Annotated in this window: 25 protein-coding genes; 11 read left to right on the forward strand and 14 right to left on the reverse strand. The window is 62.2% G+C overall.

Annotation, left to right across the window (positions count from 1 at the left end; all coding sequences use genetic code 11):
* Both ACZIRK_RS35780 and ACZIRK_RS35785 read left to right on the forward strand, forming a co-directional pair.
* Positions 1-326 (forward strand): ABC transporter permease subunit (locus ACZIRK_RS35780; protein WP_474419084.1); only part of this gene is annotated, 326 nt, incomplete at its 5' end.
* Positions 323-1108, forward strand: coding sequence for an ABC transporter ATP-binding protein (locus ACZIRK_RS35785; RefSeq protein WP_474419085.1), 786 nt, complete (start codon positions 323-325; stop codon positions 1106-1108). The genes ACZIRK_RS35780 and ACZIRK_RS35785, both read left to right, overlap by 4 nt.
* A gap of 105 nt (positions 1109-1213) precedes the next feature.
* On the opposite strand, the gene ACZIRK_RS35790 is transcribed toward ACZIRK_RS35785, so the two are convergent.
* The 5 genes from ACZIRK_RS35790 to ACZIRK_RS35810 are packed head-to-tail and all read right to left on the reverse strand — an operon-like array spanning position 1214 to position 6266.
* On the reverse strand, positions 1214-2239 hold the full coding sequence (locus ACZIRK_RS35790; RefSeq protein WP_456641276.1) for an aromatic ring-hydroxylating dioxygenase subunit alpha: 1026 nt from the start codon (positions 2237-2239) through the stop codon (positions 1214-1216).
* Positions 2240-2253: 14 nt separating this feature from the next.
* Entirely contained in the window at positions 2254-3615 is a 1362-nt protein-coding gene (locus ACZIRK_RS35795; protein ID WP_474419086.1) for an amidohydrolase family protein, read from the reverse strand.
* Complete coding sequence (locus tag ACZIRK_RS35800) at positions 3612-4412, reverse strand: ABC transporter permease (RefSeq protein WP_474419087.1); 801 nt, start codon at positions 4410-4412, stop codon at positions 3612-3614. The genes ACZIRK_RS35795 and ACZIRK_RS35800 overlap by 4 nt, the downstream gene beginning before the upstream one ends.
* On the reverse strand, positions 4409-5215 hold the full coding sequence (locus ACZIRK_RS35805; RefSeq protein WP_474419129.1) for an ABC transporter ATP-binding protein: 807 nt from the start codon (positions 5213-5215) through the stop codon (positions 4409-4411). The genes ACZIRK_RS35800 and ACZIRK_RS35805 overlap by 4 nt, the downstream gene beginning before the upstream one ends.
* Before the next feature lie 55 nt (positions 5216-5270).
* Positions 5271-6266 (reverse strand): ABC transporter substrate-binding protein, encoded by a 996-nt coding sequence (locus ACZIRK_RS35810; RefSeq protein WP_474419088.1) that lies wholly within the window; start codon positions 6264-6266, stop codon positions 5271-5273.
* Between the two features lie 243 nt (positions 6267-6509).
* Between ACZIRK_RS35810 and ACZIRK_RS35815 the strand changes: the two genes are divergently transcribed.
* Positions 6510-6908: a RidA family protein gene (locus tag ACZIRK_RS35815; protein WP_474419089.1), complete on the forward strand. Its 399-nt coding sequence runs from the start codon at positions 6510-6512 to the stop codon at positions 6906-6908.
* On the opposite strand, the gene ACZIRK_RS35820 is transcribed toward ACZIRK_RS35815, so the two are convergent.
* The 5 genes from ACZIRK_RS35820 to ACZIRK_RS35840 are packed head-to-tail and all read right to left on the reverse strand — an operon-like array spanning position 6905 to position 10943.
* Complete coding sequence (locus ACZIRK_RS35820) at positions 6905-7489, reverse strand: NAD(P)H-dependent oxidoreductase (RefSeq protein WP_474419090.1); 585 nt, start codon at positions 7487-7489, stop codon at positions 6905-6907. The two genes, ACZIRK_RS35815 and ACZIRK_RS35820, sit on opposite strands and share 4 nt — an antisense overlap.
* Before the next feature lies 1 nt (position 7490).
* Positions 7491-8846 (reverse strand): FAD-binding oxidoreductase, encoded by a 1356-nt coding sequence (locus tag ACZIRK_RS35825; protein ID WP_474419091.1) that lies wholly within the window; start codon positions 8844-8846, stop codon positions 7491-7493.
* Positions 8843-9673: a cysteine hydrolase family protein gene (locus tag ACZIRK_RS35830; protein WP_474419092.1), complete on the reverse strand. Its 831-nt coding sequence runs from the start codon at positions 9671-9673 to the stop codon at positions 8843-8845. The genes ACZIRK_RS35825 and ACZIRK_RS35830 overlap by 4 nt, the downstream gene beginning before the upstream one ends.
* 3 nt (positions 9674-9676) lie before the next feature.
* Positions 9677-10096 (reverse strand): cupin domain-containing protein, encoded by a 420-nt coding sequence (locus tag ACZIRK_RS35835; protein ID WP_474419093.1) that lies wholly within the window; start codon positions 10094-10096, stop codon positions 9677-9679.
* Between the two features lie 19 nt (positions 10097-10115).
* Positions 10116-10943, reverse strand: coding sequence for a creatininase family protein (locus tag ACZIRK_RS35840; RefSeq protein ID WP_474419094.1), 828 nt, complete (start codon positions 10941-10943; stop codon positions 10116-10118).
* A 189-nt stretch (positions 10944-11132) separates the two neighbouring features.
* Here ACZIRK_RS35840 and ACZIRK_RS35845 point away from each other — a divergent pair, with 189 nt between their 5' ends.
* The gene (locus ACZIRK_RS35845) at positions 11133-12035 is read left to right on the forward strand and encodes a LysR family transcriptional regulator (protein WP_474419095.1); all 903 of its coding nucleotides are present in this window, start codon (positions 11133-11135) and stop codon (positions 12033-12035) included.
* 132 nt (positions 12036-12167) lie between these two features.
* Here the strand turns inward: ACZIRK_RS35845 and ACZIRK_RS35850 are convergent, their stop codons facing one another.
* From ACZIRK_RS35850 to ACZIRK_RS35865, 4 genes are all read right to left on the reverse strand, one after another.
* Positions 12168-13235, reverse strand: a complete 1068-nt coding sequence (locus ACZIRK_RS35850) for a BMP family ABC transporter substrate-binding protein (protein ID WP_474419130.1) — start codon at positions 13233-13235, stop codon at positions 12168-12170.
* Between the two features lie 79 nt (positions 13236-13314).
* On the reverse strand, positions 13315-14235 hold the full coding sequence (locus tag ACZIRK_RS35855) for an ABC transporter permease (protein ID WP_456641287.1): 921 nt from the start codon (positions 14233-14235) through the stop codon (positions 13315-13317).
* Positions 14232-15338 (reverse strand): ABC transporter permease, encoded by a 1107-nt coding sequence (locus ACZIRK_RS35860; RefSeq protein ID WP_474419096.1) that lies wholly within the window; start codon positions 15336-15338, stop codon positions 14232-14234. The genes ACZIRK_RS35855 and ACZIRK_RS35860 overlap by 4 nt, the downstream gene beginning before the upstream one ends.
* Positions 15325-16905: an ABC transporter ATP-binding protein gene (locus tag ACZIRK_RS35865; protein ID WP_474419097.1), complete on the reverse strand. Its 1581-nt coding sequence runs from the start codon at positions 16903-16905 to the stop codon at positions 15325-15327. The genes ACZIRK_RS35860 and ACZIRK_RS35865 overlap by 14 nt, the downstream gene beginning before the upstream one ends.
* 363 nt (positions 16906-17268) lie before the next feature.
* Here ACZIRK_RS35865 and ACZIRK_RS35870 point away from each other — a divergent pair, with 363 nt between their 5' ends.
* The 7 genes from ACZIRK_RS35870 to ACZIRK_RS35900 all read left to right on the forward strand — a co-directional run bounded on the left by ACZIRK_RS35870 (position 17269) and on the right by ACZIRK_RS35900 (position 25428).
* Positions 17269-18600 (forward strand): 8-oxoguanine deaminase, encoded by a 1332-nt coding sequence (locus tag ACZIRK_RS35870; RefSeq protein WP_474419098.1) that lies wholly within the window; start codon positions 17269-17271, stop codon positions 18598-18600.
* A gap of 256 nt (positions 18601-18856) precedes the next feature.
* Positions 18857-20341 carry a 4-hydroxyphenylacetate 3-hydroxylase family protein gene (locus ACZIRK_RS35875; RefSeq protein ID WP_474419099.1) on the forward strand — a complete coding sequence of 495 codons (1485 nt, stop codon included), beginning with the start codon at positions 18857-18859 and terminating at the stop codon, positions 20339-20341.
* 25 nt (positions 20342-20366) lie between these two features.
* On the forward strand, positions 20367-21551 hold the full coding sequence (locus tag ACZIRK_RS35880; protein WP_474419100.1) for an amidase: 1185 nt from the start codon (positions 20367-20369) through the stop codon (positions 21549-21551).
* Positions 21548-22465 carry a polysaccharide deacetylase family protein gene (locus tag ACZIRK_RS35885; RefSeq protein ID WP_474419101.1) on the forward strand — a complete coding sequence of 306 codons (918 nt, stop codon included), beginning with the start codon at positions 21548-21550 and terminating at the stop codon, positions 22463-22465. Before ACZIRK_RS35880 ends, ACZIRK_RS35885 begins: the two co-directional genes overlap by 4 nt.
* Complete coding sequence (locus ACZIRK_RS35890; protein WP_474419102.1) at positions 22462-22926, forward strand: amidohydrolase family protein; 465 nt, start codon at positions 22462-22464, stop codon at positions 22924-22926. The genes ACZIRK_RS35885 and ACZIRK_RS35890 overlap by 4 nt, the downstream gene beginning before the upstream one ends.
* On the forward strand, positions 22857-23966 hold the full coding sequence (locus ACZIRK_RS35895; RefSeq protein ID WP_474419103.1) for an amidohydrolase family protein: 1110 nt from the start codon (positions 22857-22859) through the stop codon (positions 23964-23966). The genes ACZIRK_RS35890 and ACZIRK_RS35895 overlap by 70 nt, the downstream gene beginning before the upstream one ends.
* 130 nt (positions 23967-24096) lie before the next feature.
* The gene (locus tag ACZIRK_RS35900; protein WP_474419104.1) at positions 24097-25428 is read left to right on the forward strand and encodes an FAD/NAD(P)-binding protein; all 1332 of its coding nucleotides are present in this window, start codon (positions 24097-24099) and stop codon (positions 25426-25428) included.
* Positions 25429-25443: the final 15 nt, after the last annotated feature.

Genomic DNA, 25443 nt, shown 5'->3' on the forward strand with positions numbered 1-25443 from the left:
ATCTCCCGAAGCGACGCCGCCCACAACGCAAGCGTCTCCTCAATCGACGCTGCCTGCGTCCACGATCTTCGAATCATGGTTGCCCATGGATTCAGAAACCCACTAAAAAAACAACTGTAATGCTAGGGTGGGCATGGACCTATGTCATCGTCGCCGAACTCATCGGGTCCTCGTCAGGGATCGGCCACATGATTACGCACAGCCAGGCCTTGCTCAACACAGGCCAGATCATCTTCGGCATCATCGTTATCGGGCTCATCGGCCTGATCTCCGATTTCCTCTTCAAGGCCTTCAACGCATGGCTCTTTCCCTGGAAATTGGCATGACCGCGCTGAAGATCGATCAGGTTTCACGTATCTTTCCTGCGCGCCCGGGCCATTCGCCGACGCGGGCTCTCGAACCGACCGATCTCAGTGTCGGCGACAATGATTTTGTCACCATCCTTGGTCCCTCGGGCTGCGGAAAGTCCACCCTGCTCCGCATCATCGCCGGGCTCGATCGGCCGACCAGCGGGCGCGTCATGCTCGACGGGTGCGAGGTCACCGGACCTGGCGCGGATCGCGGCATGGTGTTCCAGTCCTATACGCTCTTTCCCTGGCTGACGGTGCGGGAGAACATCGCATTCGGCCTGCGCGAGCGCGGAATTTCTCAAGCGGGTCGGTACAAGATCGCGGACGGTTTCATCCACCGAGTCGGACTGTCGGGCTTTGAAAATCATTGGCCGAAACAGCTCTCCGGCGGCATGCAACAGCGCACGGCGATCGCACGTGCCCTCGCCAACGATCCGAAGATCCTGTTGCTGGATGAGCCGTTCGGCGCCCTGGACAACCAGACCCGGGCGCTGATGCAGGAGATGCTGCTTGCGATTTGGGAACGCGACCAGAAGACCGTGCTGTTTGTCACGCACGATATCGAGGAGGCGATCTTTCTCTGCAGTCGAGTCATCGTCATGAGCGCGCGTCCCGGCCGCATCAAGGCAGCGATTGCGATCGACCTGCCCCACCCGCGTTCCTACAAAATCAAAACCACGCCCGAATTCATCAGACTGAAGGAACGGCTCGTGGAAGAGATACGCACCGAGGCCCTGAAGGTCGCTGCTGACGCCTGACAAACACGGGCTGGCCGCTAGTTTAAGCCCGTCGTAGCGATGGGGAGCCCGGCACTTATGTCATGCACGGACAGCGGTAAATACCCGTGCCTTCCGAGTCTTGCTCTAAGACAGTTGGGTCTTAGGCTGCTCCTCCTCATCATGCGCGCGGAGGAGTTCAAGTAGTCGCTTGCGCATGATCATGCCTGGCCGGTCCGACGGCATGTGCATCTCGATCTTCCGGCTCATGTCCACGATGGCATCAGGATCGGTCGATTCGAGCATGTCGCGGTCCTCGGCGATGATCGCGGCGTCCCAGTCGATCAATTCCTGGGTTGAGCAGTCGGTCTCGGTATCGTTACGGAAGAGGATCTGAATGACCTGTATTTGGCCGTCGGAGATCGGCGTCGCGCAATTAAAGATGATATGCCGGATGCCTGATGGATACTCCATGTCGAGCCGCCGACAGAACGGCATGAACCATTTGTTGCGCTGGTGCCGCTTCGTGCTCGGATCGGTCGTGCCGCTGATCCGATAGGCATTCGGCGGATTGCGGACAGTGATGATGGTCTCGGCGTCGAAACCGTCGTCGGTCTCGACGATCTCGTATTTCTCCGGCTTCGGCTGATTGATGTCGCCGAAAGTACCCTTATGCACGAAGGCGAAATGGGCGTTATCGAACGAGTTTTCCATTAACCTGAGCGCGGCTGTGTTCCATTTTTCGTAGAATTGATGGATACGGCGATAGCCCGGCCGGGTCTCCTCGGGGATTTCCGGGATGTCGCGCAATGGTTCGTCGAGCGCGACCCAGACATAGCCGTATTTTGCCTGGGCCCGGAATGAGCGCGCCTTAGCGTCGGGTACGGGTTGCTCGAACGGAAATTGCGGGATCATCACGAGCTTGCCATCACGATCATACTCCCAACCATGATAGCCGCAGACGATGTTGCCGTTGTTGCACCAGCCCTTCGACAGCTTCGCGGTGCGATGACAGCAGCGGTCTTCGAGCGCCGCCGGCTGTCCCTCTGCATCGAGGAACAGCACGATCGGTTCACCGAGCAGGGTGAATGGTCTTGGACCATCCTTCAAATGCTCGAGCGGCACGGTCGCATACCAGAAGCGGCGAAGTACCGGTTGTTTGGTGCTGAGCATGATCTTCTCCGCTATCAGGCCGCCATCCGCTCGACCACGCGGAGGGCATCGGATCTGAGTTTTGCGATATCGAGGCCCGGAATAGCGCCGTCCTCGACCACGATGCGACCGCCGACCAAAAGGTAGCGCAAATGCACGCTGCCGCCGCAGGTAACCGGTGCGATCAGCGGATCATGCATGCCGAAGTGCCGCGGCTGGTTCAGGTCGAAGATCGCGATGTCGGCCTGCTGTCCCGGCGCAAGCGTGCCGATCTCCGGGAAACCGAGAACGCGGGCACCGCCGGCCGTTGCCCAGTGCACGACGTCCTCGGCCGTCACCGCATGCGCGCCCTTCACGGCGCGATGGGTGTGCCAGCAGCTATGCATCTCGCTGATCATGTCAGCCGCTTCGTTGGAGGCAGCGCCGTCGACACCGAGCGACACCGCGCCGCCGAGTCGCGCCATGTGATCGGCCGGCGCGACACCGGAGCCGAGGCGGCAGTTGGATTGCGGGCAATGCGCCATGCCGGTACCCGTGCTTGCGAGTATCTCGACCTCCCCCGGATCGAGATGGACGAGATGCGCAAACCAGATGTCGGGCCCGAGCCAGTCGTGGTCGGCGAGCCATTCCACCGGTCGCTTGCCGTGGACCGAGAGGCAGAAATCGACATAGTCTGCGGTCTCGGAGAGATGGCTGTGCAGCCTGAGCTTCATCCGCCGCGCTGCCGCGATCACTTCCTTCAACTCGCCGGGGTCGAGCGACCAGGTCGGCGTGGTCGGCGCCAGCGCAACACGTGTCAGGCTTCTTGGCGACGGATCATGGAAGCGCTGCGCGCAGGCCTCGACCGACTTCAGCATGGAGTCGAGCGTTTCCACCGGCATCGGCGGAAAGTCGTCAGCGTTCATGTGACGGTCCTTGGTGGCGCCGCCGCGGCAGAACACCAGGCGGATGCCCAGGCTGCGCGCGACCTCGAAGATCACATGGGCGGGATCGAACCTGAAGGTGTCGCTGAAGAGATAGTGGTGATCGGCGGCCGTCGTCGTTCCCGACAGCAGCAGTTCGGACAGCGCAATTCTTGCGGCAACCGCCAGCGCCTCCTCGTCAAGCTTCGACCAGAGCCTGTAAGGCGCCGCGCGCAGCCAGCCCGCGAGCGGAAGGTTGATGCCGGCGGTGACGCCCTTCATCACGCTCTGGAACATGTGATGATGGGTGGAGATCAGGCCCGGATAGATGACGCAACCGCGCGCGTCGATCCGCTGCTCATCCGGCTGCGGCTCGAGCGCTCCGATCTCGGCAATGACGCCGTCGCGGATGCGGACGGCGCCCGTCGCACGCATCGCGGCACCCGGCAGGCCGGTGAAGATCCCGACGGCGTTCTCGATCAGCATCGCAGTCATGTCTCGGTCCTTATTTCGCTTTCGTGCCAGTTGGACAGCGCCAGCCTCGAGAGCACGACCATCGCGGCGAACAGCACGACACCGGTCAGTGTGATCAGGAACAGCGCCGCGAACATGCGGGGAATATCGAGCGTGAAGCCGGCATCGAGGATTTCGTAAGCAAGCCCCGACGAGCGGCCGCCGGTGCCGGCAACGAATTCGGCGACCACAGCGCCGATCAAGGCGAGCCCACTGGAAATCCGCAGGCCGCCGAAGAAATAGGGCAAGGCCCCGGGGATTCGCAGCTTGACCAGGGTCTTGAACCGGCTGGCGCGGTTCATCCGGAAATAATTAGCGAGCCCTGGATCGACGCTGCGCAAGCCGAGCGTGGTGTTGGAGATGATCGGAAACAGTGCCACCAGCGTGGCGCAGATCGTAAGCGAGAGCTGCGTGTTCTTGACGAGAATGATGATGAGCGGCGCGATCGCGACGACCGGCGTCACCTGCAGCAGCACCGCATAGGGAAACAGGCTGATCTCGATCGCGCGGCTTTGCACGAACATGAACGCAACCAGCGTTCCGATGATGACCGCCGCGGCAAACGCCTGCAATGTCACGCGCAACGTGACCAGCAATGCGCGGAACAGCGACGGTCCATTGTTGACGAAGCTTGTGAAGATGTCGCTCGGCTTCGGAAACAGATAGACCGGCACCGAGGCCAGCCGAAAACCGACCTCCCACAATACGAACAGCGCGATCCCCACCCCAAGCGGAGCAGCGATCCGCACAAAAGCCTCCGACTGCAGCAACGGCTTCATAAGACACCTGCCGACACGGAAGGCAGCGACGCCTCCGCAAGCCAGGTCGAAAGCTCCCGGCAATAGGCGGCGAATTTCGGGCTGTCGCGAAAGCCCTCGCCGCGCGGCTGCGGCTCGTCGATGGTCATCGTGCGAAAGATGCGGCCTGGGTTTGCCGCCATCACGATGATACGCGTCGACAGGAACACGGCTTCATAGATCGAGTGGGTGACGAACACCGTCGTCAACTTGCCTTCCCACCACAGGCGGATCAGGTCGGCGTCGAGCTTGTTGCGCGTGAACTCATCCAGTGCGCCGAACGGCTCATCCATCAGCAGCAGATTTGGCTTCGTCACCAGCGCACGCGCGATCGAGACCCGCATCTTCATGCCGCCGGAGAGCTGGCGCGGGAAATGCTTGCTGAAAGCGGATAGGCCCACCTGTTCGAGTGCCTCGGCCACCCGCGGCGCAGCCTTGGTGTTGGCAATGTTGGACAGTTCCAGCGGAAGCCGGACATTGGCCTCGACCCGCGCCCAGGGCATCAAGGTCGGCTCCTGAAAGACAAAGGCGAACCGCCTGCCCTCCTGCCCGACCTGCGAGAAATCTCCGCGCCACCACAACAGCCGGCCGTCCGATGGCTCGATCAGGTTCGCGATCAGTTTCAGCAGCGTGCTCTTGCCGCAACCGGATGGGCCGATCAGCGTCAGGAACTCGCCGTCGGCGATCGACAGATTGATCGGCGCCAGTCCGCGCGTGCCGTTCGAGAACACTTTCTCGGCCGACAACACTTCGACCGCCGGCGGACGTTCGCCGCCCGTCACCATCCGCTGTCCGCCTTCATCAAGCGGGGTGCCCGGCAAGAGAGCGTTCATCGGCCCGCTATTGCACTCCGATCTTCAGGTCCTTGACGAAGCGATCATCGTAGGCCTTGGGCCAGTTCACCTTCGGATCGAGCAGACCACCCGCGACCAGGAAGTCGTAGATCTGCTTGTAGCGATCCTCCGTGATCACGCCGATGCCGCGCTTTGCGGCGTCACCGCCGTCGATCGCCTTGCTCTCCTTCAGCTTCTCGATCGCGAACGCGATCTGCCCGTCAGTCATCTTCGGGTTGTCGGCCTTGATCAGCGCATTGGCCGGCGCCGGATTCTTCAGATAGTCGCGCCAGCCCTCGAGCGAGGCCTTGACGAAGCGCGCCACGACGTCGGGCTTCTCGGCAATCATCTTCTCGGTGGTGACGATTGTCGAACCATAGGGCGGATAGCCGCCGTCGGCGAGCAGGAAGAACTTCACCTTCTCGTGCTGCTGCTCAGCCTGGTAGGGCTCAGACGACGGATAGGCCTGCTGGGCGATGCTCTTGTCGGCGAAGAAAGGCTGCAGGTTGAACGTGTAAGGGCGGATCTGGTCGTCGGTGAATCCGTATTTGGCCTTGAGCCAAGGCCAGAACGTAACGCGGGAGGAACCTGCAATCAGGATCGGCCTGCCCTTGAGCGCCGCGATGTTGGCGACATCGTCGTGAGTCATCAACCCCTGCAGGTCGAACTGGAAGGAAGAGGCGACGGTGACCAGCGGCAGGTTCTGCTCCCGCCCCTTCAGCACCTGGATGTCGTAGCCCATCAGGAAATCGGTCTCGCCGGCGAGCAGGAGCTGCGAGCCGTTGACCTGCGGACCCCCCATCTTGATGGTCACGGCGAGGCCGGCCTTCTCGTACAGCCCAGTCGCCTTTGCCTCATAGAAGCCGCCATGTTCGGCCTGCGCGAACCAGCTCGTCAGGAACGTCACCTTATCGGCAGCGAACGTCGACGCCATCGAACAGAGCAGCGCACCGACGCTGACCAGGGTCACCGCGATCGTTCGCGGCAGGAATTTGGTGGCCATTGCGGCTTCCCCGTTATTGCCGGCGTTGCGCCCGGCCCCACAATCCGGGAACGGAATTGCAACGTGACAATTCGTCCCCAGTAGCACCAAGGATGCACAGCCGCCTTGTCGCCTGAAAGCATTTTTATTCGAGCAATCCGTTGCCTTTGAAGCAACAGCAGCGATCCGAATTTTTCCAGTGTGTGCAGTGGAAGTGGCGGGCGATCTACGTTACGTTTTGCGTTTTCATATCAGTCGTCGGGGGTGACGTTGCGTGCGCTTTCTCCAGCTTCGATCAGGGCGCCCTTTGCGCGCTACAGCCACGGCATCGCGGTTCCGGCGAATCACCGGCTCGTCGTGACCTCGGGACAGCTCGGCATCGCTGCCGATGAAACGATCCCCGAGCAATGCGAGCAGCAGGCTGATCTGTGCTTTGCCAATATCGCGGCCATCCTCGCCGAGGACGGCATGACGCTCGCAAATGTCGTCCGGCTCAACGCTTACGTGACTGCCCGCGAGCATATGCAGGGCTATATGCGCTCACGCGACCGGCACTTTCAGGGAACCCCGCCGGCTTCAACGCTGGTGATCGTGTCCGGCTTCACGCGTCCGGAATTCTTCGTCGAGATCGAGGCGATGGCCGCGGCGCCCGAGCGCGGTTAAAACCGCGCCATCTCGCGCCGTATCTTGGCGAGGAAGCGGCCGCGCTGCGCATCCGTCGCGACATTCATGTGATAGAGCGCGTAGTAGCTCACCGACGCTTTCGAGCCGGTGAACCAGCGCAGGTAGCGCTTGATGATCCGCCGCGGCGGGTCAGCCATGCCGATCGCCTGCCAGCGCGGGCGGCCATAGGTCGAGATGCCGGTGATACGGCGGATATGCATCAGCGTCGGCTTGGCATGCGACGGATCCGACAGATCCAGCGCAATGCCGGGGCCGAACATCCGGTCGAACCAGCCCTTCAGCATCGCCGGCGGCCCGAAGGACCAGGTGGGGAATTGCACGACCAGCGCGTCCGCGGTCATCAGGCGGGCGGCATAGGCCTGGTTGTTGGCGCGGTTGCGCGCGGGGTCGTGATAGTCGCGCCGGCGCTCGGCCGTCAGTACCGGATCAAAGCCCTCAGCATAGAGGTCGAGCAGGTCGACGGCGTGGCCCGCCTCAGCCAGCCCGGCCAGCGCCTCTTTCCGGATCGCGGCGTGAAAGCTTTCGCTCAGCGGATGGCAATAGACATAGAGCACCCGCATCTCACGGCCGCTCCGGCACGAAGCTGCGCATCTTGCCGGGGTTGAGCAGCCCGTACGGATCGACCTCGTGCTTGAAGCCAAGCTGATCGGCATCGGCGCGCTTGTAGCGGCTGCCGTCCTCCACCGTGAAGACATGCGGATTGGCGATATGGACGCCGTGCGCCTCGTGCAGGCTGATGATCTCGTTCAGCCTGTCTGCATTGGTATAGCGCACGACGGGCAGCCCGCTGCAGGTGACGCGGCCGCCGAAGCGGATGAACTCCAGATGCTGCAACACTTCGTCTGGAAACAACTTGCGCATCTCGACCACCTTCTCCATCAGCCGGTCATGCGGATAGAGGCATTGCAGATAGGTGACCGAACGGTCGGTCTTCAGGACCTGCAGCGTGGTGTGGTTCCAAGTGTATTCGTAGAGCGGCACCTGGCCCGGGCTCTCGTCGGTCGGCGTCTCCAGCGTGATGGTGCCGCGGCCGGCCAACAACGACTTGAAACTCTCGAGCGAGGGTTCTGCGATCATCGCGATCAGGATGCTCTTGCCGTCGGGACAGTACGGCTTCAGCGCACCGAAATAGGACGGCAACGGAGCGGTAATCGGCGACAGCAGCTTCTTGACGATCCCGTCCGCCAGCGCGGCCTCGTAGCCGAACGCCGCAGCGGCGACGAAATCGTCGAACGTCACGACGACATCGATCCATCGCCAGGCGGGCGCCAGCGGCATTTCAAGTTCGGTGATGATGCCGGTGGTGCCGTAGGCACGATTGATCTTCTGCGCCGCGTCGCCACGCAACTCGATGACGCGCGGCTCTTCCTCGACCGTGACCACGCGCGCGGCGAGGATATTGCCGGGCTCGCGCAGGCCGCCATGAACGACCGAGCCGATGCCGCCCGATCCGCCCGCCACGAAGCCGCCGATCGTCGCCGTGCGCTTGGTGGAGGGGTGCATGCGCAGCTCCCAGCCGCGGGGCTGCAGCTCGGCATCTATCGTGTTCAGCTTCGCGCCGACACCGACCCGGATCAGGCCGGGCTTGACCCATTTGGTACTGTCGAGCGCCAGAACGTCCAGCAGCACGCCACCGCGCAGCGGCACAGCCTGGCCGTAATTGCCGGTGCCACCCGCGCGCACTGTGATCGGCACGCGATGCCGCGCGCAGGCGGCGGCAACGCGGATGACGTCGGCTTCGTCCCGCGGCGAGGCGACGAGATCGGCCGACATGCCGTTCAACTGCTCGTTCAGCACCGGGCTGTACCAGAAGAAATCGCGCGAGCGCCGGCGCACGACCTTGGGATCGGTAACGACAGGAACGTCGCCCAAATCGTCGATGAGCCGTGCGAGGGTATCGGACGAAAGCTCGTTCATGGCATGATCTTCGCTGCTTGCTGCCCGCCTTCGCCGAGCCCCGCGACGATCGTCTGCGAGCTCAGGACGAAGCCGAAGCATTGGCGCACATTGTAGAGGGTCGCCGCGAGGCAATAGTCCGGCGATGTGGTGGCCACGCAATCTCCCAACAGTAGGCAGTCATAGCCGCGGAAGTTGGCGTCCTGTAGGGTACACAACACGCACTGGTCGGCATTGACGCCAGCGAACATCAGCGTGGTGACGCCGAGATTGCGCAGGATGCTGTCGAGTTCGGTGTCCTGGAAGCCAGACATCCGATACTTGGCAACCTGGATATCGGACGGATCGACCTTGAGCTCGTCGACGATCGCGGCCGACCAGCTTCCGCGCTCGAGCACCCTTGCGCCGGAGCCAGGCAAGGGATCACCGAGACCGACGCTGCGGCCATCGGGACTATAAACGTGCAGAAGCGCCGGGCTGAGATTGAGTCTATCTGGTCGGTTACCCCAGTTCACCCAGATGACCGGTACACTATGAGCCCGCAGCACGGGAAGCAGCCGACGTAGCGGCGCGATCGGCCGCCGTGCCGGCGCGACATCCACGCCAACATGTGCGAGCCAGCCGTTCGGATGGCAGAAGTCGTTCTGCATATCGATCACGATCATCGCCGTGCGAGCGAGATCGATAGTGATCAGCTTGCCGTCTGCCTGCAGGGTGACCGGCTCTGGCGGTATCGGATCGCGCACCAGGTCGGCGCGGGCCGCTGACACGCGCCAGCGATTGCGCGCGCTCGATCCGAGCGGCCAAAGCGCGTCGTCCTCGCCGGTGTGGCGTGGCACCGAACTCATCGGCTATTGCCCCTGCAGGATGCAGATATCGTCGGGCTCGAGCGCAACGCGCTCGCCGCCACGGATCAGTTCGGCGAAGCCTTCGTTCGGGGTCATCACCGTGAGCGTGTACAGCTTGCCGGCGCCGGTGTTCTCGATCACGTGCTCGGAGCCCGGATGCAGCAGCAGCGAGTCGCCCTTCTTGATCGGCAGCCTCTTGCCGTCGCAATACGCGACGCCCTCCCCGTGCAGGACGTGGAAGAATTCGTGCGCCCGGCTGTGCTCGTTCGGCGGCGTCGCTCCACCGACCTTGAATATCTCGATGACGAAACTGTTGTCGATCCGGTCGGTCTCCTGATCGAACAGCATTACGAAGTAATTGGTGTCCTTCGGTGAAATCCGGAAAGCTGTCGCCTGTGCAAGGTCTACGGCACTGAATGCCATATGTTAGAGCTCCTTATCGTCATCCGCGCCGCGATCCATCGAACGCCGTGTGGGTCGCGATACGCGACAATGGATAGCGGCTGATCTCCTCGATCAGCTTGATAAGCCGCGCGGCAGAGCGCTCGACGGCGAGCCGGCCAAGCTCGGCAGTAGCCTTGGTGGCGTCGCCGCAGGCGCCCTTTGGATGCAGATCCTGCGCCTGCCAGCCGAACCTGGCGCCGGCTTCCGGACCGAGCATTTGCGACTCGCGTTCGATCTCGACCGACAGCGGGACGAAGTTCTCAGCGTGATGCATCTCCACGAGCTCGGGATGCAGATGCAGCATCACACTGGTCTCGCTCTGACCGCCATGAATGCCATGCCGATTTTCCTCGGGCGGAAACAACGCATCCAGATCGATCAGCCGCGGCCACATCACGCTGACGGCGAACATGCCGAGCTTGACGCGCAGATCGCGGCAGACGATCTCGAGTAGCTGCGGCTGACCGCCATGCGAATTCAGGAACAGAATCTTGCGGACGCCAGCGCGATGGACGCACTCGCCCAGTTCGTACCAGACGCGCCCGAGCGTTTCGTGCGACAATGTCAGCGTGCCCGGAAATGCCAGGTGCTCGTCGGATTTGCCGACCGGCATCATCGGCAACACCAGCGCCATCAGATCCGGCGGCATCAGTTCAACGGTTCGGGCCACGATGCCCGCATTGATGGCGGCATCGACCCTGATGGGCAGATGCGGCCCATGCTGCTCGACGGCGCCGACGGGCAGGATCGCAACCACCCTCTCCGCGTCCAGCTCGGCGAAATCCTTCGTGCTCAGATCCCACCACCAATGCGACTTCAGCTCCATTCTTTCATTCGGCTCCAACGGCTGATTGCGCCGGCGGCCTGCAAAAGAGCCCGGCGCCGTTTGCCTGCTATTCAGGCTTGCGATTGTGCACGCGCCACGATCACTTGAAAGCGCTTTAATTCGGCAAGTCCGTTGCCTTTTGGGCAACGCGAGTCATCTGCTCCGAAGGCGCAACAAGGTAGAAGGGAAATGCTTCACGGTCGGCTGTTGAACTATATCGACGAGGTTGCGCGGACGGGCTCGATCCGGAAGGCCGCCAATCATCTGAACGTTGCCGCTTCCGCCATCAGCCGCCAGATCCTGGCGCTGGAAAGCCAATTGGGAACGCCAATTTTTCAACGGCTCCCAAAGAAGCTGGTCCTGACCGCTGCCGGAGAGATTCTGATCGGCCACGTCAGGCAGACCCTGAAGGAACTGACGCGCGCGCAAACCAAGATCGAGGAGCTCAAGGGGCTGCGGCGCGGCGAGATCACCATGGCGATGATGAGCGGGCTCGCGTCGAACCTGGTCCCCGGAACGGTAAAGGCGTTCCGGATCGCCAATCCAAGGGTCAAGCTCAACCTGACGCTGTTCAACACGGGCGAGGAGATTCAGTTCGCTGTCGCCAACGGCGAAGCCGATCTCGGCATCGGATTCGACTTTACCAAGGACGGCAATCTGAAGGTCCTGGCGCGCGCCGGCGCCAAGCTCGGTGCCGTCATGGCGCCGAACCATCCGCTTGCGAAGCGAACCGGCATCCGGCTGAGCGACTGCATCGACTATCCACTTGTCGTTGCCGACGACACGAGCGCGATCAGGCCTTACTTGAGCACCGCGTTTACGCGCGTCTCACTGGATCTGCAGCCGATCATCGAGACCAATGCCATCGAGATCATGAGGCACTCCGCGATGGTCGACAACGGGATTACCTTTCTCACGCCGTTCGATATCGAGTTTGAGCGGCGGGCGGGACGCCTCGTCTACCTGCCGGTCCGCGAACTGTCGCATGAATCCCAGACCTTGATGCTGATCGGTCACGAACGGGGAAGCAGCGCGATCGCAAGCGTGCTGGCGGAATTGCTCAAGACGATGATGCGCGAGGCGAGCGGATGAAGGCTGTCTACGCCGGCCCATCGAGGACGAGTTGGCCCTATCGGCCGCCCTACAGCGCGAAGTGCAGGTGGTCTCGCCGCGAGACACCTGCACTTCGTTCGCTGACCTCTCGCCCGACCGATGGTTAAGGCCTTATTTTGGAACGGTACCCTCGACCCCTTCAACGTACCAGTTGAGCGAGCTGAAAGTGGCCTCGGACATCTTACCGCCGGCGGGAACCATCTCCTTGCCGGTGTTGTCCTTGATCGGTCCGGCAAATGGATTAAGCGTGCCCGCGATGATCGCCGCCTTCTTTTCCTCAAACACCTTGACGACTTCTGGCGGGATATCGGGATTGAGCGGAGCCATCACCACCAATCCTTCCTTGAGTCCCCAACGGATGCGCCGATTACCGGTCCAGGTGCCATCGAGCACCTTCTTGGTCTCGTCGATGTAATAACCGCTCCAGTCCTCCGTCGAACCAGAGAGCTGGGCTTTCTTGCCGAAGCTCGACATATCGGCATCGATGCTGAACGCATAGGTGCCCTTCTCCTGCGCCGCCTGGATCGAGGCCGGCGAGTCCGTGTTCTGGGCAACGTTGTCCGCACCCTGCGCAATCAACGTGTCTGCCGCCTGGCGCTCCTTGCCGGGATCATACCAGGTGTTGACCCAGATCGGCTTCACCTTGATCTTCGGATTCACGGCTTGAGCACCAAGGGCCATCGCGTTGATATTGCGCATGACGCTCGGGATCGGGAACGAACCGATGAAGCCAAGCGTGTTCGTCTTCGTCATCAGCCCGGCGATCGTGCCGATCAGGTAGAAGCCTTCCTCGAAGCGCGGCGCGTAGACCGTGATATTGGCCGCTGTTTTGAAGCCGTTGACGTGCTCGAACTTGACGTCCGGGAACAGCTTGGCGACCTTCTGAAGCGGCTCCATGTAGCCGAACGAAGTCGCGAAGATCAGCTTGTTGCCGTCGGCTGCGAGCTGACGGAAGACGCGTTCGGAGTCCGCGGTTTCCGGGACGTTTTCCACGAAGGTGGTCTTGATCGCAGAGCCCATCGCCTTCTCAAGCGCCAGCCGGGCCAGATCGTGCTGCTGCGTCCAGCCTCCGTCGCTGCGCGGTCCCAAATAGACGAAAGCGACCTTCAGCGGCTCGGCAGCCGGAGCCGCGACGGGCGCGGCCATCGCCAAGCCCACCGCGGTGGCCATGGACCACATTTTCAAGAACGTTCTTCGTTGCATAACGCCTACCTTTGTCTGGAGCTTGAATTGCTGAACCGCACCGCGAGGCCCCTGATCACGCGGCCGAATGGAAACTCCGGCCAAGGGAAGCCGGTTGATTCAACAAGATGGTCTTGGGATCGCGGCAGATGATCACCAGCACGATGATCGTCGCCGCGTAAGGCAGCATCGACAGGAACTCGGTCGGGATCGGCAGACCGAAGCCCTGCGCGAACAGTTGGAATTGCGTGACACCACCAAAGAGATACGCACCGACAACGATGCGTGTCGGCTTCCACGTGCCGAAAACCACGAGCGCAAGTGCGATCCAGCCCTTGCCGGCGGACATGCCCTCGACCCACATCGGGGTCTGGACCAGCGACAGATACGCACCCGCGATGCCAGCCATCGCCCCGCCGAACATCACAGCTAGGTAGCGAGTCTTCAGGACGGACTTGCCGATCGAATGCGCGACACTCGGCGACTCGCCGATCGCCCGCAGCGTCAGGCCGGTGCGCGACTTCGTCAGAAACCACTGCACGCCTACGAACAGTGCAATGGAGAGATAGACCATGATGTCGTAGTGAAACAGGAGATCGCCCACCACGGGAATGGCGCTCAGCCCGGGAATGGTGATCGGCGTCAGCCGGTTCACCGGCAGGCCGGCGTAGTTGTAACCAACGAAGGCTGACAGGCCGATGCCGAACAAGGTGAGCGCGAGGCCGGTAGCGACCTGATTGGTCTGCAGGTTGAGCGTGAGAAAGCCGAAAAGCAGGGACAACGCGACGGCGGCGCAGGCCGCAGCGAGGAAACCAAGCGCAGCGCTGCCGGTCGCATATGTCGTGGCGAAGCCGGTCACCGCACCGATCAGCATCATGCCCTCGATGCCGAGATTGAGGACGCCGGACCGTTCGACGACGGTTTCGCCAAGAGCCGCGTAGATCAGCGGCGTGGCCGCGACCACGGTGCTGGCGATCATCGGGACAATGGGATTCATGCGGCGGTCTCCGCCTGTACCGGTGGTTTCAAGGTATTGGCCTCGACCGGCGCAACGCGTTTCAGCCGAAACGTGATGAACAAATCGGCGGCCAGGAGGTAGAACAGCAACAAGCCTTGGAACAGCCCGGTGATCGCGGACGGCAAGCCCATGCCCATCTGTGCCGCCTCGCCGCCGAGATAAAGCAGCGACATGAGCAGCGCGCCGAACACTACGCCGATCGGATGCAGGCGGCCGATCCAGGCCACGATGATGGCGGCGAAGCCGTAGCCGGGCGATATCTGCTGTTGCAGCCGGCCGATGGGACCGGCGACTTCGCACACGCCGGCGAGCCCGGCGGTGGCGCCACAGATCATCAGCGCAATCCAGATGTTGCGCTTTTCCGAGAAGCCGGCATAGGCCGCCGCGGCAGGAGCCAGTCCCGCGACCTGCATACGAAAGCCGGCAAAGGTCTTCTGCGAGAATATCCAGGCCACCAGTGCCAGCCCGAGCGCATAGACAATGCCCCAGGTCACCCGCGTTCCGCTGATGAGGATCGACATCGTCTCGGCATCGCCGAAGCCTTGCGATTGCGGATAGTTCAGCCCCTGCGGATCGCGCCATGGCCCGTGCACGAGCCACGACAGCACCAACTGGGAAATGTAGACCAGCATCAACGTGACGAGAATTTCGTTGGTGTTGAACCGGGTTCGAAGAAAGGCGGGAATCGCGGCCCAGGCCATCCCGCCGAGCACTCCGGCCAGTAGCATCAATGGCAACGCAAACGCAGATTCGCTGTCGCCGGACCAGAGCGCGACGCCGCCGCCGGCGATCGCCCCCATGGTGAGCTGTCCTTCGGCGCCGATGTTCCAGACATTGGCCCTGAAGCCCAAGGCGAGGCCCAATCCGCAGAGCAGCAAGGGCGTCGTTTTCAGGAGCAATTCCCCGATGCCGTAGGTGGTCGACACCGGCTTGACGAAGAACAGATAGAATGCCTCCACCGGATCCTTGCCTAACACCTTGAACAGCACGAATCCGGTTATGAGCATACCGACCGCCGCCAGCAGCGGCGAAGCGACGCTCATGATGGACGACGGCGTCGCGCGCCGCTCAAGCTTGAGCATTGGCCGTCTCCAGATGTGCGTTTGCGGAAGCCGCGCGGTCGTCCGCCCGATCGCCGAACTTGCCGCTCATCCATGTCCCGATCTGCTCGATCGATGTCTCCGCAGGCTTGATCGACGGCGAAAGACGTCCGTCGGCGATCACCGCGAGGCGATCGCTGATGGCGAAGAGCTCGTCGAGTTCTTCTGAAATCACCAGAATCGCCACGCCCTGATCGCGCAGATCGATCAGGGCCTGCCTGATCAATTGCGCCGCGCCGACATCCACGCCCCAGGTCGGTTGCGCCACGATCATCATCTTGGGCTGCAGCATCGTCTCCCTGCCGACGATGAACTTCTGCAGATTGCCGCCGGACAGGCTGGAGGCGACCGATTGGTCGCTGCCGCATTTGACCTTGAAACGCTCGATCACGTTCTTTGAAAAGGCCTTCATGACCGACGGATGGATGATGCCCCTCTGCACCATGCCCTTTCGCGCTCCGGTCAGGAGCGCGTTCTGGGCCAGGCTCATCGGCGGCACCGCGCCGCGTCCAAGCCGCTCCTCCGGAACAAAGGTCAGACCAACCGCGCGCCGCTGCGCCGGATTGAGGTTGCCGGCCGGCTGCCCCAACAGCTTGATCATGGAAGCCGGGCTCAAGCGCTCGCCCGAGAGCGCCGTCATCAATTCCCTCTGGCCGTTGCCCGAGACACCCGCGATCCCGAGGATCTCACCGCTGCGCACCGTCAGGCTGACATCCTTGAGCGACGTCCCGAAAGGATCCGGCGAAGTCAGCGACAGACGTTCGACCTTCAGCCTTTCTTCTTTGGCTTCGCGCGGCGCAAGGCGACATTCCGCCAGTTCGCCGCCGATCATCATTCGCGCCAAGCTTTCATTGGTCTCGTTGCGCGGAATGGCCGTGCCGCTGACCCGTCCGCCGCGCAGCACAGTTGCGGTATCACAGAGCGCGCGGATTTCATCGAGCTTGTGGCTGATATAGAGGATGCTGCATCCTTCCGCCGCCAGACGGCGAAGCGTCTTGAACAGGATGAGGACGGCCTGCGGCGTCAACACTGAAGTCGGCTCGTCCATGATCAGGAGCTTCGGCTCCTGAAGCAGGCAGCGAACGATCTCAACCCGCTGTCTTTCGCCCACCGACATGCTGTGAACCAGCCGGTAGGGGTCGATGGGCAGTCCGTATTTCTCCGATACTTCTGTTATCTGCGACGCCAGCTTCGCGGTCGGAACGGCCTCATCCAGCGCAAGCGCGATGTTTTCCCAGACCGTCAGCGTCTCGAACAGCGAGAAATGCTGGAACACCATGCCGATGCCCATCCGCCGCGCCTGTGCCGGCGCGGCGATGGTTTCATACTGCCCGTTCCACATGATGGTGCCGGCGTCCGGCTTGGTGACGCCGTAGATCATCTTCATGAGCGTGCTTTTACCGGCACCGTTCTCGCCGAGCACGGCGTGGATCTCGCCGGGACGGATGCTTAGCGAGACATCGTCGTTGGCGACGACACTGGGATAGCGCTTGGTGATACCAGTCAGCACCAGACGCGGCTTCAGATCGGCAAATCCAGACTGGTCCATGTCTCCAATGAGCCTCGATCCGGTAAAAGCACGGGGGTGGCCGCGCTCCTAGTGAGCACAAGCAAGCCGCGCGCCAAGTCGCCGCAAGGGGCAGTCCGGAGAACGGCGGATCGACAACCGACAGGCGCCTCGCTTACCCACCGCCGCCGCGAGGTTGACGGCCGGCACCACATTTCGCTGAGCGATGTCGCGGCGGTGCCTTACCGCGGAATGAGCTCGATAGTGTCTGGCATCCGTCTTGCTCTCCGACCAATCGGATTTGCGGAGGTCAAGAATGCCCTGTGTCGAACGCCGAGCTGTTTCTTGCAACGGAATCAAACCGCTCGCTCGCGCACAAGAAGCCGGTCTAGCGGTGCAGACCCGATGAAAACCTGGATTCGCGATCCGATTGCCATGCTGGCGGATGGCGGCAAGCGCGGGCTTGTCATTGAGGACGGAAAGATCATCGAACTGGTCGGACCGGACGGCCCGACAACGCCATGCGATGAGATATTCGATGCACGCCAGCACGTGATCATTCCTGGCCTCGTCAATGCGCACCACCACTTCTTCCAGACACTGACGCGCGCCCATCCTCAGGCGATCAACAAGCCGCTGTTTCCGTGGCTGAAGCAGCTCTACCCGATCTGGGGGTCCTATCTCGACCGCGACCGCTTCCGGCTCGCGGTTCGTGTGGCGCTGACCGAACTGTTGATGTCCGGCTGCACCACCGCGTCCGACCATCTGTTCGTTTTCCCACAAGACATGGCTGACGCCGTCGACATCGAAGCCGAAGAAGCCTCCCGGCTTGGAATGCGGATGACGCTGACGCGCGGCGCCATCAATCTCGGCTTTGCGAAAGGGGGCATTGCCGACGAACGATTGATGCAGGATCACGATACGGCGATCGCCGATTGTGAGCGGGTGCTGGCCAAGTATCACGATTCTCGCGAAGGCTCGCTGCTGCGCGTTGCACTGGCGCCGTGTGCGCCGTTCAACGTCACGCGCCAGATGATGATCGACACGGCTACACTGGCTTCGAAGCATCACTGCCTGCTCCACACCCATCTCGGCGAAACGCATGATGAGGATGATTACTGCCTCCACCATTATGGCTGCCGTCCGCTCGATTATCTCGAACAGGTCGGCTGGATGAATGAACGCGTCTGGCTCGCACACGGCATCCACTTCAATGACGCCGAAATCTCGCGACTGGGCGCACACGCCATGGGCATCTGTCACTGCCCGACCTCCAACATGGTGCTGTCATCAGGCATTTGCCGGACCAGGGATCTCGAAGCTGCGGGCGCGACCGTCGGCCTCGGCGTCGACGGCTCTGCCTCGAACGACAGCTCAAACCTGATGGAGTCGGTGCGCCACGCATTCCTGCTTGGACGGCTCGCCTACGACGCATCCGCGGTCACCCACCTCGATGCGTTCAGGTGGGCGAGAGAAGGCTCCGCCCGATGCCTTGGACGCAGTGATATCGGCAAGATCGAAGTTGGCCGTCAGGCCGACCTTGCCTGCTTCACGCTCGAAGAACTGAGATTTTCAGGAGCCGGCGACCCGATCGCGGCTCTGGTTCTCTGCGGCGCGCATCGGGCGGATCGCGTCATGATCAAGGGCAAATGGCGCGTCACGGACGGAGCACCGGTCGGGACCGATATCGCACAGCTGAGATACGAGCATGGCAGGGCTGCGGGGCGGCATTTCTGACCAAAATCTAGCTGTGGAATAGCGACGCATGAAGGAGCTGGCCGCACGCAACTGCACACAATTTCGCGTCTTCATGCTCAATTCCTGACCACACCATTCGATAGCGCGCGAAAAACTCTGGAAGAGTCGGCTATCGCACTGCCCAACCGTTCAGCTTGACCACCGATCTTCGCGAACACTAGTGTCAACGACGCTTCCGGCTGCAATGGGTAAATGCCTGGCGTCGGATTCCAGCACAATTTTGCGGAGTCCTTGCATGGCCAAAGACGGAAACGCCTATCTTTCAAGTTTGCGCGACGATCGCTCGATCTACATAGACGGGCGAAAGGTCGCGGATATCACGACCGACCTCAGCTTTCGCAACGTCATCGAGACGGTCGCCGGACTGTACGATTTCCAGGCCGCGCCGGAGAACCTTGATCTGATGACGTTCCAGTCACCGACCAGCGGCGAGCGGGTGAATCTGGCGTGGCAGCTTCCGAAGACCTATGGCGACCTCGTGAGACGGCGACATGCCATCGAGACTTGGTCGACACTGTCGTGCGGCATGATCGGCCGATCGCCCGACCACGTGGCGTCCACGCTCGCAGGCTTCCGGATGGGACTTGCCGCCTTCCGCGATCATCATCCCGCCCGCGCGGCCGCAATGGAAGCGTATTTCCAGTACGCCCGGGACAACGATCTTTTCCTGTCCTACGTCATCATCAATCCACAATCGGACAAAGGAAAATCAGCAGGCGAGCAGCCGGATCCACATCTCGTGGCTTCTATCGTCGACGAGGACAGCGGAGGCATCACCATCCGTGGCGCCAAGATGCTGGCGACCAGCGGCGTGATGGCGAACGAGCTTCTGATCTCGGGCTTTCAGGCGCTGCAGGCCGGCGACGAAGCCTACGCTTTCACGGCTGTCGTGCCATTGGGCGTCAAGGGATTGACGCTGATGTCCCGCCGCAGCTACGAGCAGAATGCCACTTCGACGTTCGACTACCCACTCTCTTCCAGGTTCGACGAGAATGACGCCGTCGTCCATTTCGACGACGTCAAGATACCCTGGGACCGCGTCTTCGTGTTCAAGGACCTGAAGATGGCCCAGGCCCAGTGGCACGACACCCGCGCGCACGTCTTCCAGAACTATCAATGCATGGTCCGCCTGATGGTGAAGCTGCGGTTCCTGCTGGGAGTGGCGCGCAAGATCGCCGAGATCAACAACATCATCAACTTTCCGCAGGTGCGCGACACGTTGGGTTTGATGGCGGCCAAGGTGAGTAACATCGAAGCGCTCGTGATCGCGATGGAGATGAAGGGTGAGGCCTTCGGGGAGTTCTACGTGCCGGACCGCTCCCTGCTCTGCACGGCCCAGGTCATCGCGCAGAACACCTATCCGGAGATCATAGAAGCGATCCGTTCGCTCTCGGGCGGCGGCTTGATCATGGTGCCTTCTTCCTACGCCGATTTCGCGACCCCTGAAACCAATGCCATCATTCACAAGACGCAGCGTTCGCCCATCACGACGTCGGAGCAGCGCGTCAAGCTGATGAAACTTGCCTGGGATGCGGTCGGCTCCGAATTCGGCTCGCGCCATCTGCAATATGAAATGTTCTATTCCGGCGCGCCGTTCGTGACCCGCGGAAACAGCTTCCGGTTTTTCGACTGGGATAGTGTCAAGGGCCCCGTCGACCGGTTCATGAGTTCCTATGATCTGCCGAAAGGCGATTTGAAGCTTTCGGATGCCGCAGAGTAGCCGGGCAGTGCGATCGATGGTCAGCATGGAAGAGATCAGGCATCTGACATTCGTGGAGCATGGCCCCTCTTCGCTCAGGCTGGTCCAGCATGGACCGCTCTCGGACCTGTCTTTTGCGGCCAAGGATCTGATGGATGTCGCCGGATACAAGACGGCGTGGGGAAATCCGGATCGGCTGCGGGACGCCGATTCGGCCGTCGCGACCGCGCCGGCCGTGCTGGCCCCGTTGATGGCTGGCGCGCACCTCGTTGGAAAGACCCACACCGACGAACTCGCCTGCGGCATGTTCGGAATGAATCCGCATTTCGGGATACCGATCAATCCAAAGGCACCGGCGCGCGTACCCGGCGGATCTTCCAGTGGTTCGGCGTCTGCCGTCGCAGCCGGCTTTTGCGACTTCGCGCTTGGCACCGACACGGGCGGTTCGATCCGTGTGCCCGCAAGCTTCTGCGGCCTTTATGGCCTGCGGACAACTTACGGCCGTTTGTCGGTCGCCGGCATCATGGCGATGGCGCCGAGTTTTGATTCCGTCGGCTGGCTCGCGCGCGATGCGGCGACGATAAAACGCGTCGGCGAGATCTACTTCGGAGCGAGCGGACCGTTCAAGCCGGCCCGCCTGCTGCTCGCGCGCGACGCGTTCGACGTCCCCGTGCGCGAGATCGGCGAGGCGCTTCTTCCCGTGGCAAAGTCGCTTGGCGAGGCGACTGAAGTTACGTTGTTCGAGGAAGGTGCCGAGTTCTGGCTTGACACGTTCAGGCCACTGCAACTCCAAGATCTCTGGTCGACGCTCGGCGCGTGGGCCACAATGCCGGGCCGAACGTTGAGTCCCGCAGTGGCCGAGCGGATCGAACTTTCATCGCATGTCGATCCCGCAAAATTCGCGGCCGCGGTGGTGCGTCGCGAACAACTGACGGACCGACTGGTATCGCTGCTCGGAAACGACGGCGTGCTGATGATTCCGACCGCGCACGATCTTCCGCCACTTCGCGAGGCGCCCGTTTCGGCGCAGATCGAATTCCGGGAAAGGACGCTGGCCCTCACCTGTATCGCCAGCCTGTGCCGGCTGCCACAGGTCAACATCCCGGCGATCACCGTCGATGGCTGTCCGGTCGGACTATCATTCATCGCAGGTCCGCGCGGTGATCAGTTCTTGCTCGATCTTGCCGCCAAGATCGGCGATGCCTTGCCGGCAGCTTCGGGCGGACAATGAAAGCCCACGACGACCGGGATTTCGTCGGTTACGGCAGAAGGCCGCCGAGGCCGCGTTGGCCCAACGACGCACGGCTGGCAATCGTGATCGTCCTCAACATCGAAGAAGGCGCCGAACCATCGATTCCCGATGGCGACGGCGCAACGGAACTGGCGCTGACCGACGGCATCGCGCAGGAGGTCCCGACGGGAATACGGGATTTCGTCGCCGAATCGCTGTTCGAATATGGCGCGAGGGTCGGCTTCTGGCGGATCGTCGACACCATGGCCGAACGCAGCATCCCGCTCACCGTCAACGCCTGCGCGCAGGCCTTGTTGCGCAACCCTGACACCGCGGAGGCAATCAAGACAGACGGTTTCGACCTGTGCTGCCATGGCAACCGTTTCGTCCGGCATTTTCTGATGAGCGAAGCCGAAGAACGAAGCGCCATTGGCCGGGCCGTGGCCGGCTTCGAGCAGGCGGTCGGACGCCGTCCGCTCGGCTGGCAAAGCCGCTATTCGCCGAGCCGGCATACCCGCGCGCTTCTGGTCGAACATGGCGGCTTTCTCTACGATTCCGACAGCTATGCCGATGACTGGCCCTACTGGGTCAAAGTCGGGGAACGTCCCCATCTCGTCATTCCGCACAGCTTCACCAACAACGACAATCGGCTTGCGACCGCAAAGCTCGGAACGGCGAACGATTTCTTCGACCATCTTTCGTCGGCCATGCGCGTGCTCCATGAAGAGGGCCGCCGCCATCCGCGCATGATGACGATCAGCCTGCACAGCAGGATCTCCGGCCAGCCGGCCCGGTTCGAGGCCATCACCCGGTTTCTCGATTTTGCGGCGAAGCATGAAGCGGTCTGGTTCGCCGGCCGTAGCGACATCGCCCGGCACTGGATTGCGACCCATCCCCCAGGACAAGGTCAATGACGGCGCAGGCACGTCTCTTGCTATCGGGAGGCCTCGTCGTCGATCCGGCATCCGGAACGGTCGATCGAAAGGATCTGCTGATCGAAGACGGCAGGCTTGCCTGGATCGGAACAACCGGCGCGACACCTGCGCGTTCAGCAACGCGGCGCGATGTCAGCGATCGGCTGATCGTCCCCGGTCTCGTCAACTCCCACACGCATGGCCACGCCAATCTGATGAAGGGCATCGCCGAAAGGTGGACACTCGAGGCGTCGCTGACGAACGGACCATGGCTCGCCGGCCCGCGCGATCCGGAGACGATCTATCTGTCGACGCTGGTCGGCGCCATCGACATGCTGACAAAGGGCTGCAAGCCTGTTTCGATCTCGTCTACGAGTTTCCGCGGCCGACCGTGGAAGGCTTCACGGCGGTGGCGCGCGCCTACGCCGATGCCGGGATGCGCGCCGCGCTCGCGCCGATGATCGCCGACCAGACCCTGTTCCAGTCGATCCCGGGGCTGGCGGACGCGCTGCCGCCGGATTTACGCGCGTCGGTCGGCAACTTCTCGCTTGCAAGCGGCGATAGGACCCTTGCGGCCATGGAAGAAATCGTGGCCGCGCAAGCGCAACTCCCCAACGGCATCTCGATCGCCATCGCACCGACGATCCCGCATCACTGCTCGGAGCCTTTCCTGCAACGCTGCATGGAGATCGCCGAACGCCACGGGCTGCCAATCCACATGCATATCGCAGAGTCGCGGCTGCAGGCGGTCGCCGCCCGCAAGATCTATGGCCGCTCCCAAGTCCGCTATCTTGCCGACCTCGGCATGCTCAGGCCCAAATTCACGGCCGCGCACGGCGTCTGGCTCGACGATGACGACCTCGATCTGCTCGCGGAGCACGGCTGCTCGGTTGCGCACATTCCCGCAAGCAATTTCCGACTCGGATCTGGCATCGCCCATGTCAGGCCGATGCTGGCGCGCGGCATCAATGTCGGGGTGGCGACCGATGGCGCAAACTCCTCCGACTCCCTGAGCATGCTGCAGGCGATGCGGCTTGCCTCCTTCTCAGCCCAGGTTTTCGCCGGCCCACGTGACGAGTGGCTGCTAGCCAGCGAAGTCGTCGGGCTCGCGACCCGGGGTGGTGCGCAGATCCTGGGCCTCGAGGCATGTGGGCGGATGGAACAGGGAGCGTGCGCAGACCTCGCCCTGCTTGATCTGAACCACATCGATTTCATTCCCGCCACCGCCCCCCTCAACCAGTTGGTGACGAGCGCGGACTCCGCCGCGGTGACGGACGTCATGGTCGGCGGCGAATTCAAGGTCGTCGATCGGAAGATCGTTTCGGTCGACACGCGGGAACTGCGCAGCCGGGTCGCCGAAAGCTTCGCGAAGCTCTCTGCCGCGACGCGCGACGCCCGAACCCTTGCCAGCAGGCTCGAACCCCATGTCGTGGCCTTCGCCCAATCGAAGGCGCAGGAGCCGCTTCCGATCGAACGGCGTATTCCACTGGAGACGAGATAGCCTGATGCTTGCAACGAATAAAGCAAGTGACGCCCTGATCGAGCTCGAACGGCGCGTTCGCTTTGAGCTAGATTGCCTCGGATACCCGGCCCGGCAATGGACGATTCCCCATAACCACGAGGGCGCGCCCGTGCACGACGCCGTCATCGTAGGCGGCGGCCAAAGTGGAACGTCGATCGCGTTCCGCCTCCTGCGCGAGCGGGTGACCACCGTTCGCGTGCTCGACAGGAATCCTGCCGGTCTCGAAGGTCCGTGGCTGACATTCGCCCGCATGCACACGCTGCGAACGCCAAAGACCGTGACCGGCCCGGATCTCGGTCTTCCCAGCCTCTCGGTCCGTGCCTGGTGGGAAGCGCGCTACGGCGAGACTTCCTGGGCGGAATTGAACAAGATCCCGCGCGAACTCTGGCAGGCCTATCTGAGCTGGGTACGCAACACCATCGGTATGGAAGTGAGCAACGGGGCCGAGGTAACCGATATCGAACCGCTTGCCAACGGCCTGCTCGCGGTGCACGCGCGCGTCAACGGGGCGGCCGAGAGGCTGTTTGCCCGCAACGTCGTGCTCGCCACCGGGATCGAAGGGTCTGGCCGATGGGCCGTGCCCGACGTGATCGCGAAGGCATTGCCGCGAGAGCGTTATGCTCATACCGCAGAGCCGATCGATTTTGCCGCACTGGTCGGAAAGAAGGTCGCCGTGATCGGCGCCGGCGCTTCGGCCTTTGACAACGCAGCCATGGCGCTCGAAAATGGCGCGACGTCGGTCCATCTGTTCGCTCGGCGAAACAAGCTTCCAACCGTCAATCCCAATCGCTGGATGGAGTTCGCGGGCTTCCTGCGCCATTTCGGCGACCTCGATGACGCCCACAAATGGCGCTTCATGAAGATCATCTTCGACATGAATCAGCCACCTCCGCAGGACACGTTCGACCGCTGCGTTCGTCACGGCAATTTCTGGGTGCACCTCGACTATCAGCTTGAGTGTGTCGGGTTCGATGCCGGAAAGATTTCGCTGACCAACTCGGGGCGAACGGAGACCTTCGATTTCCTGATCGTTGGCACCGGATTTACGGTTGATCTTGCCGCGAGGCCGGAATTGGTCCGCTTCCATGACAAGATCGCCCGCTGGTCCGATCGCTATCAGCCGCCGCTCGGCGAAGAACGTCCGCGGCTCGGCGCCTACCCTTACCTGTCACCCAGTTTCCAGTTCACCGAGAAGGTCGCGGGATCGGCGCCGTATCTCGCCAACATCTTCAGCTACACGTTTGCGGCGATGCCGAGCCTTGCCTGCTCCGCCGGCATCTCCGCCCTCAAATTCGGCCTCGATCGTATCGCTGCGGGCGTCAGCCGCAACCTGTTCGTTGAGGACGCCGACGCCTATCTCCAGTCGCTTCTCGACTACGACGAACAAGAGCTTGACCCCGCCGCTCTGCTTGAGCGCGAAATTCGGGGAAACGTCGCATAAGTGATACCCGCCCCT

This window comes from Bradyrhizobium sp. Leo114 (assembly GCF_055229415.2).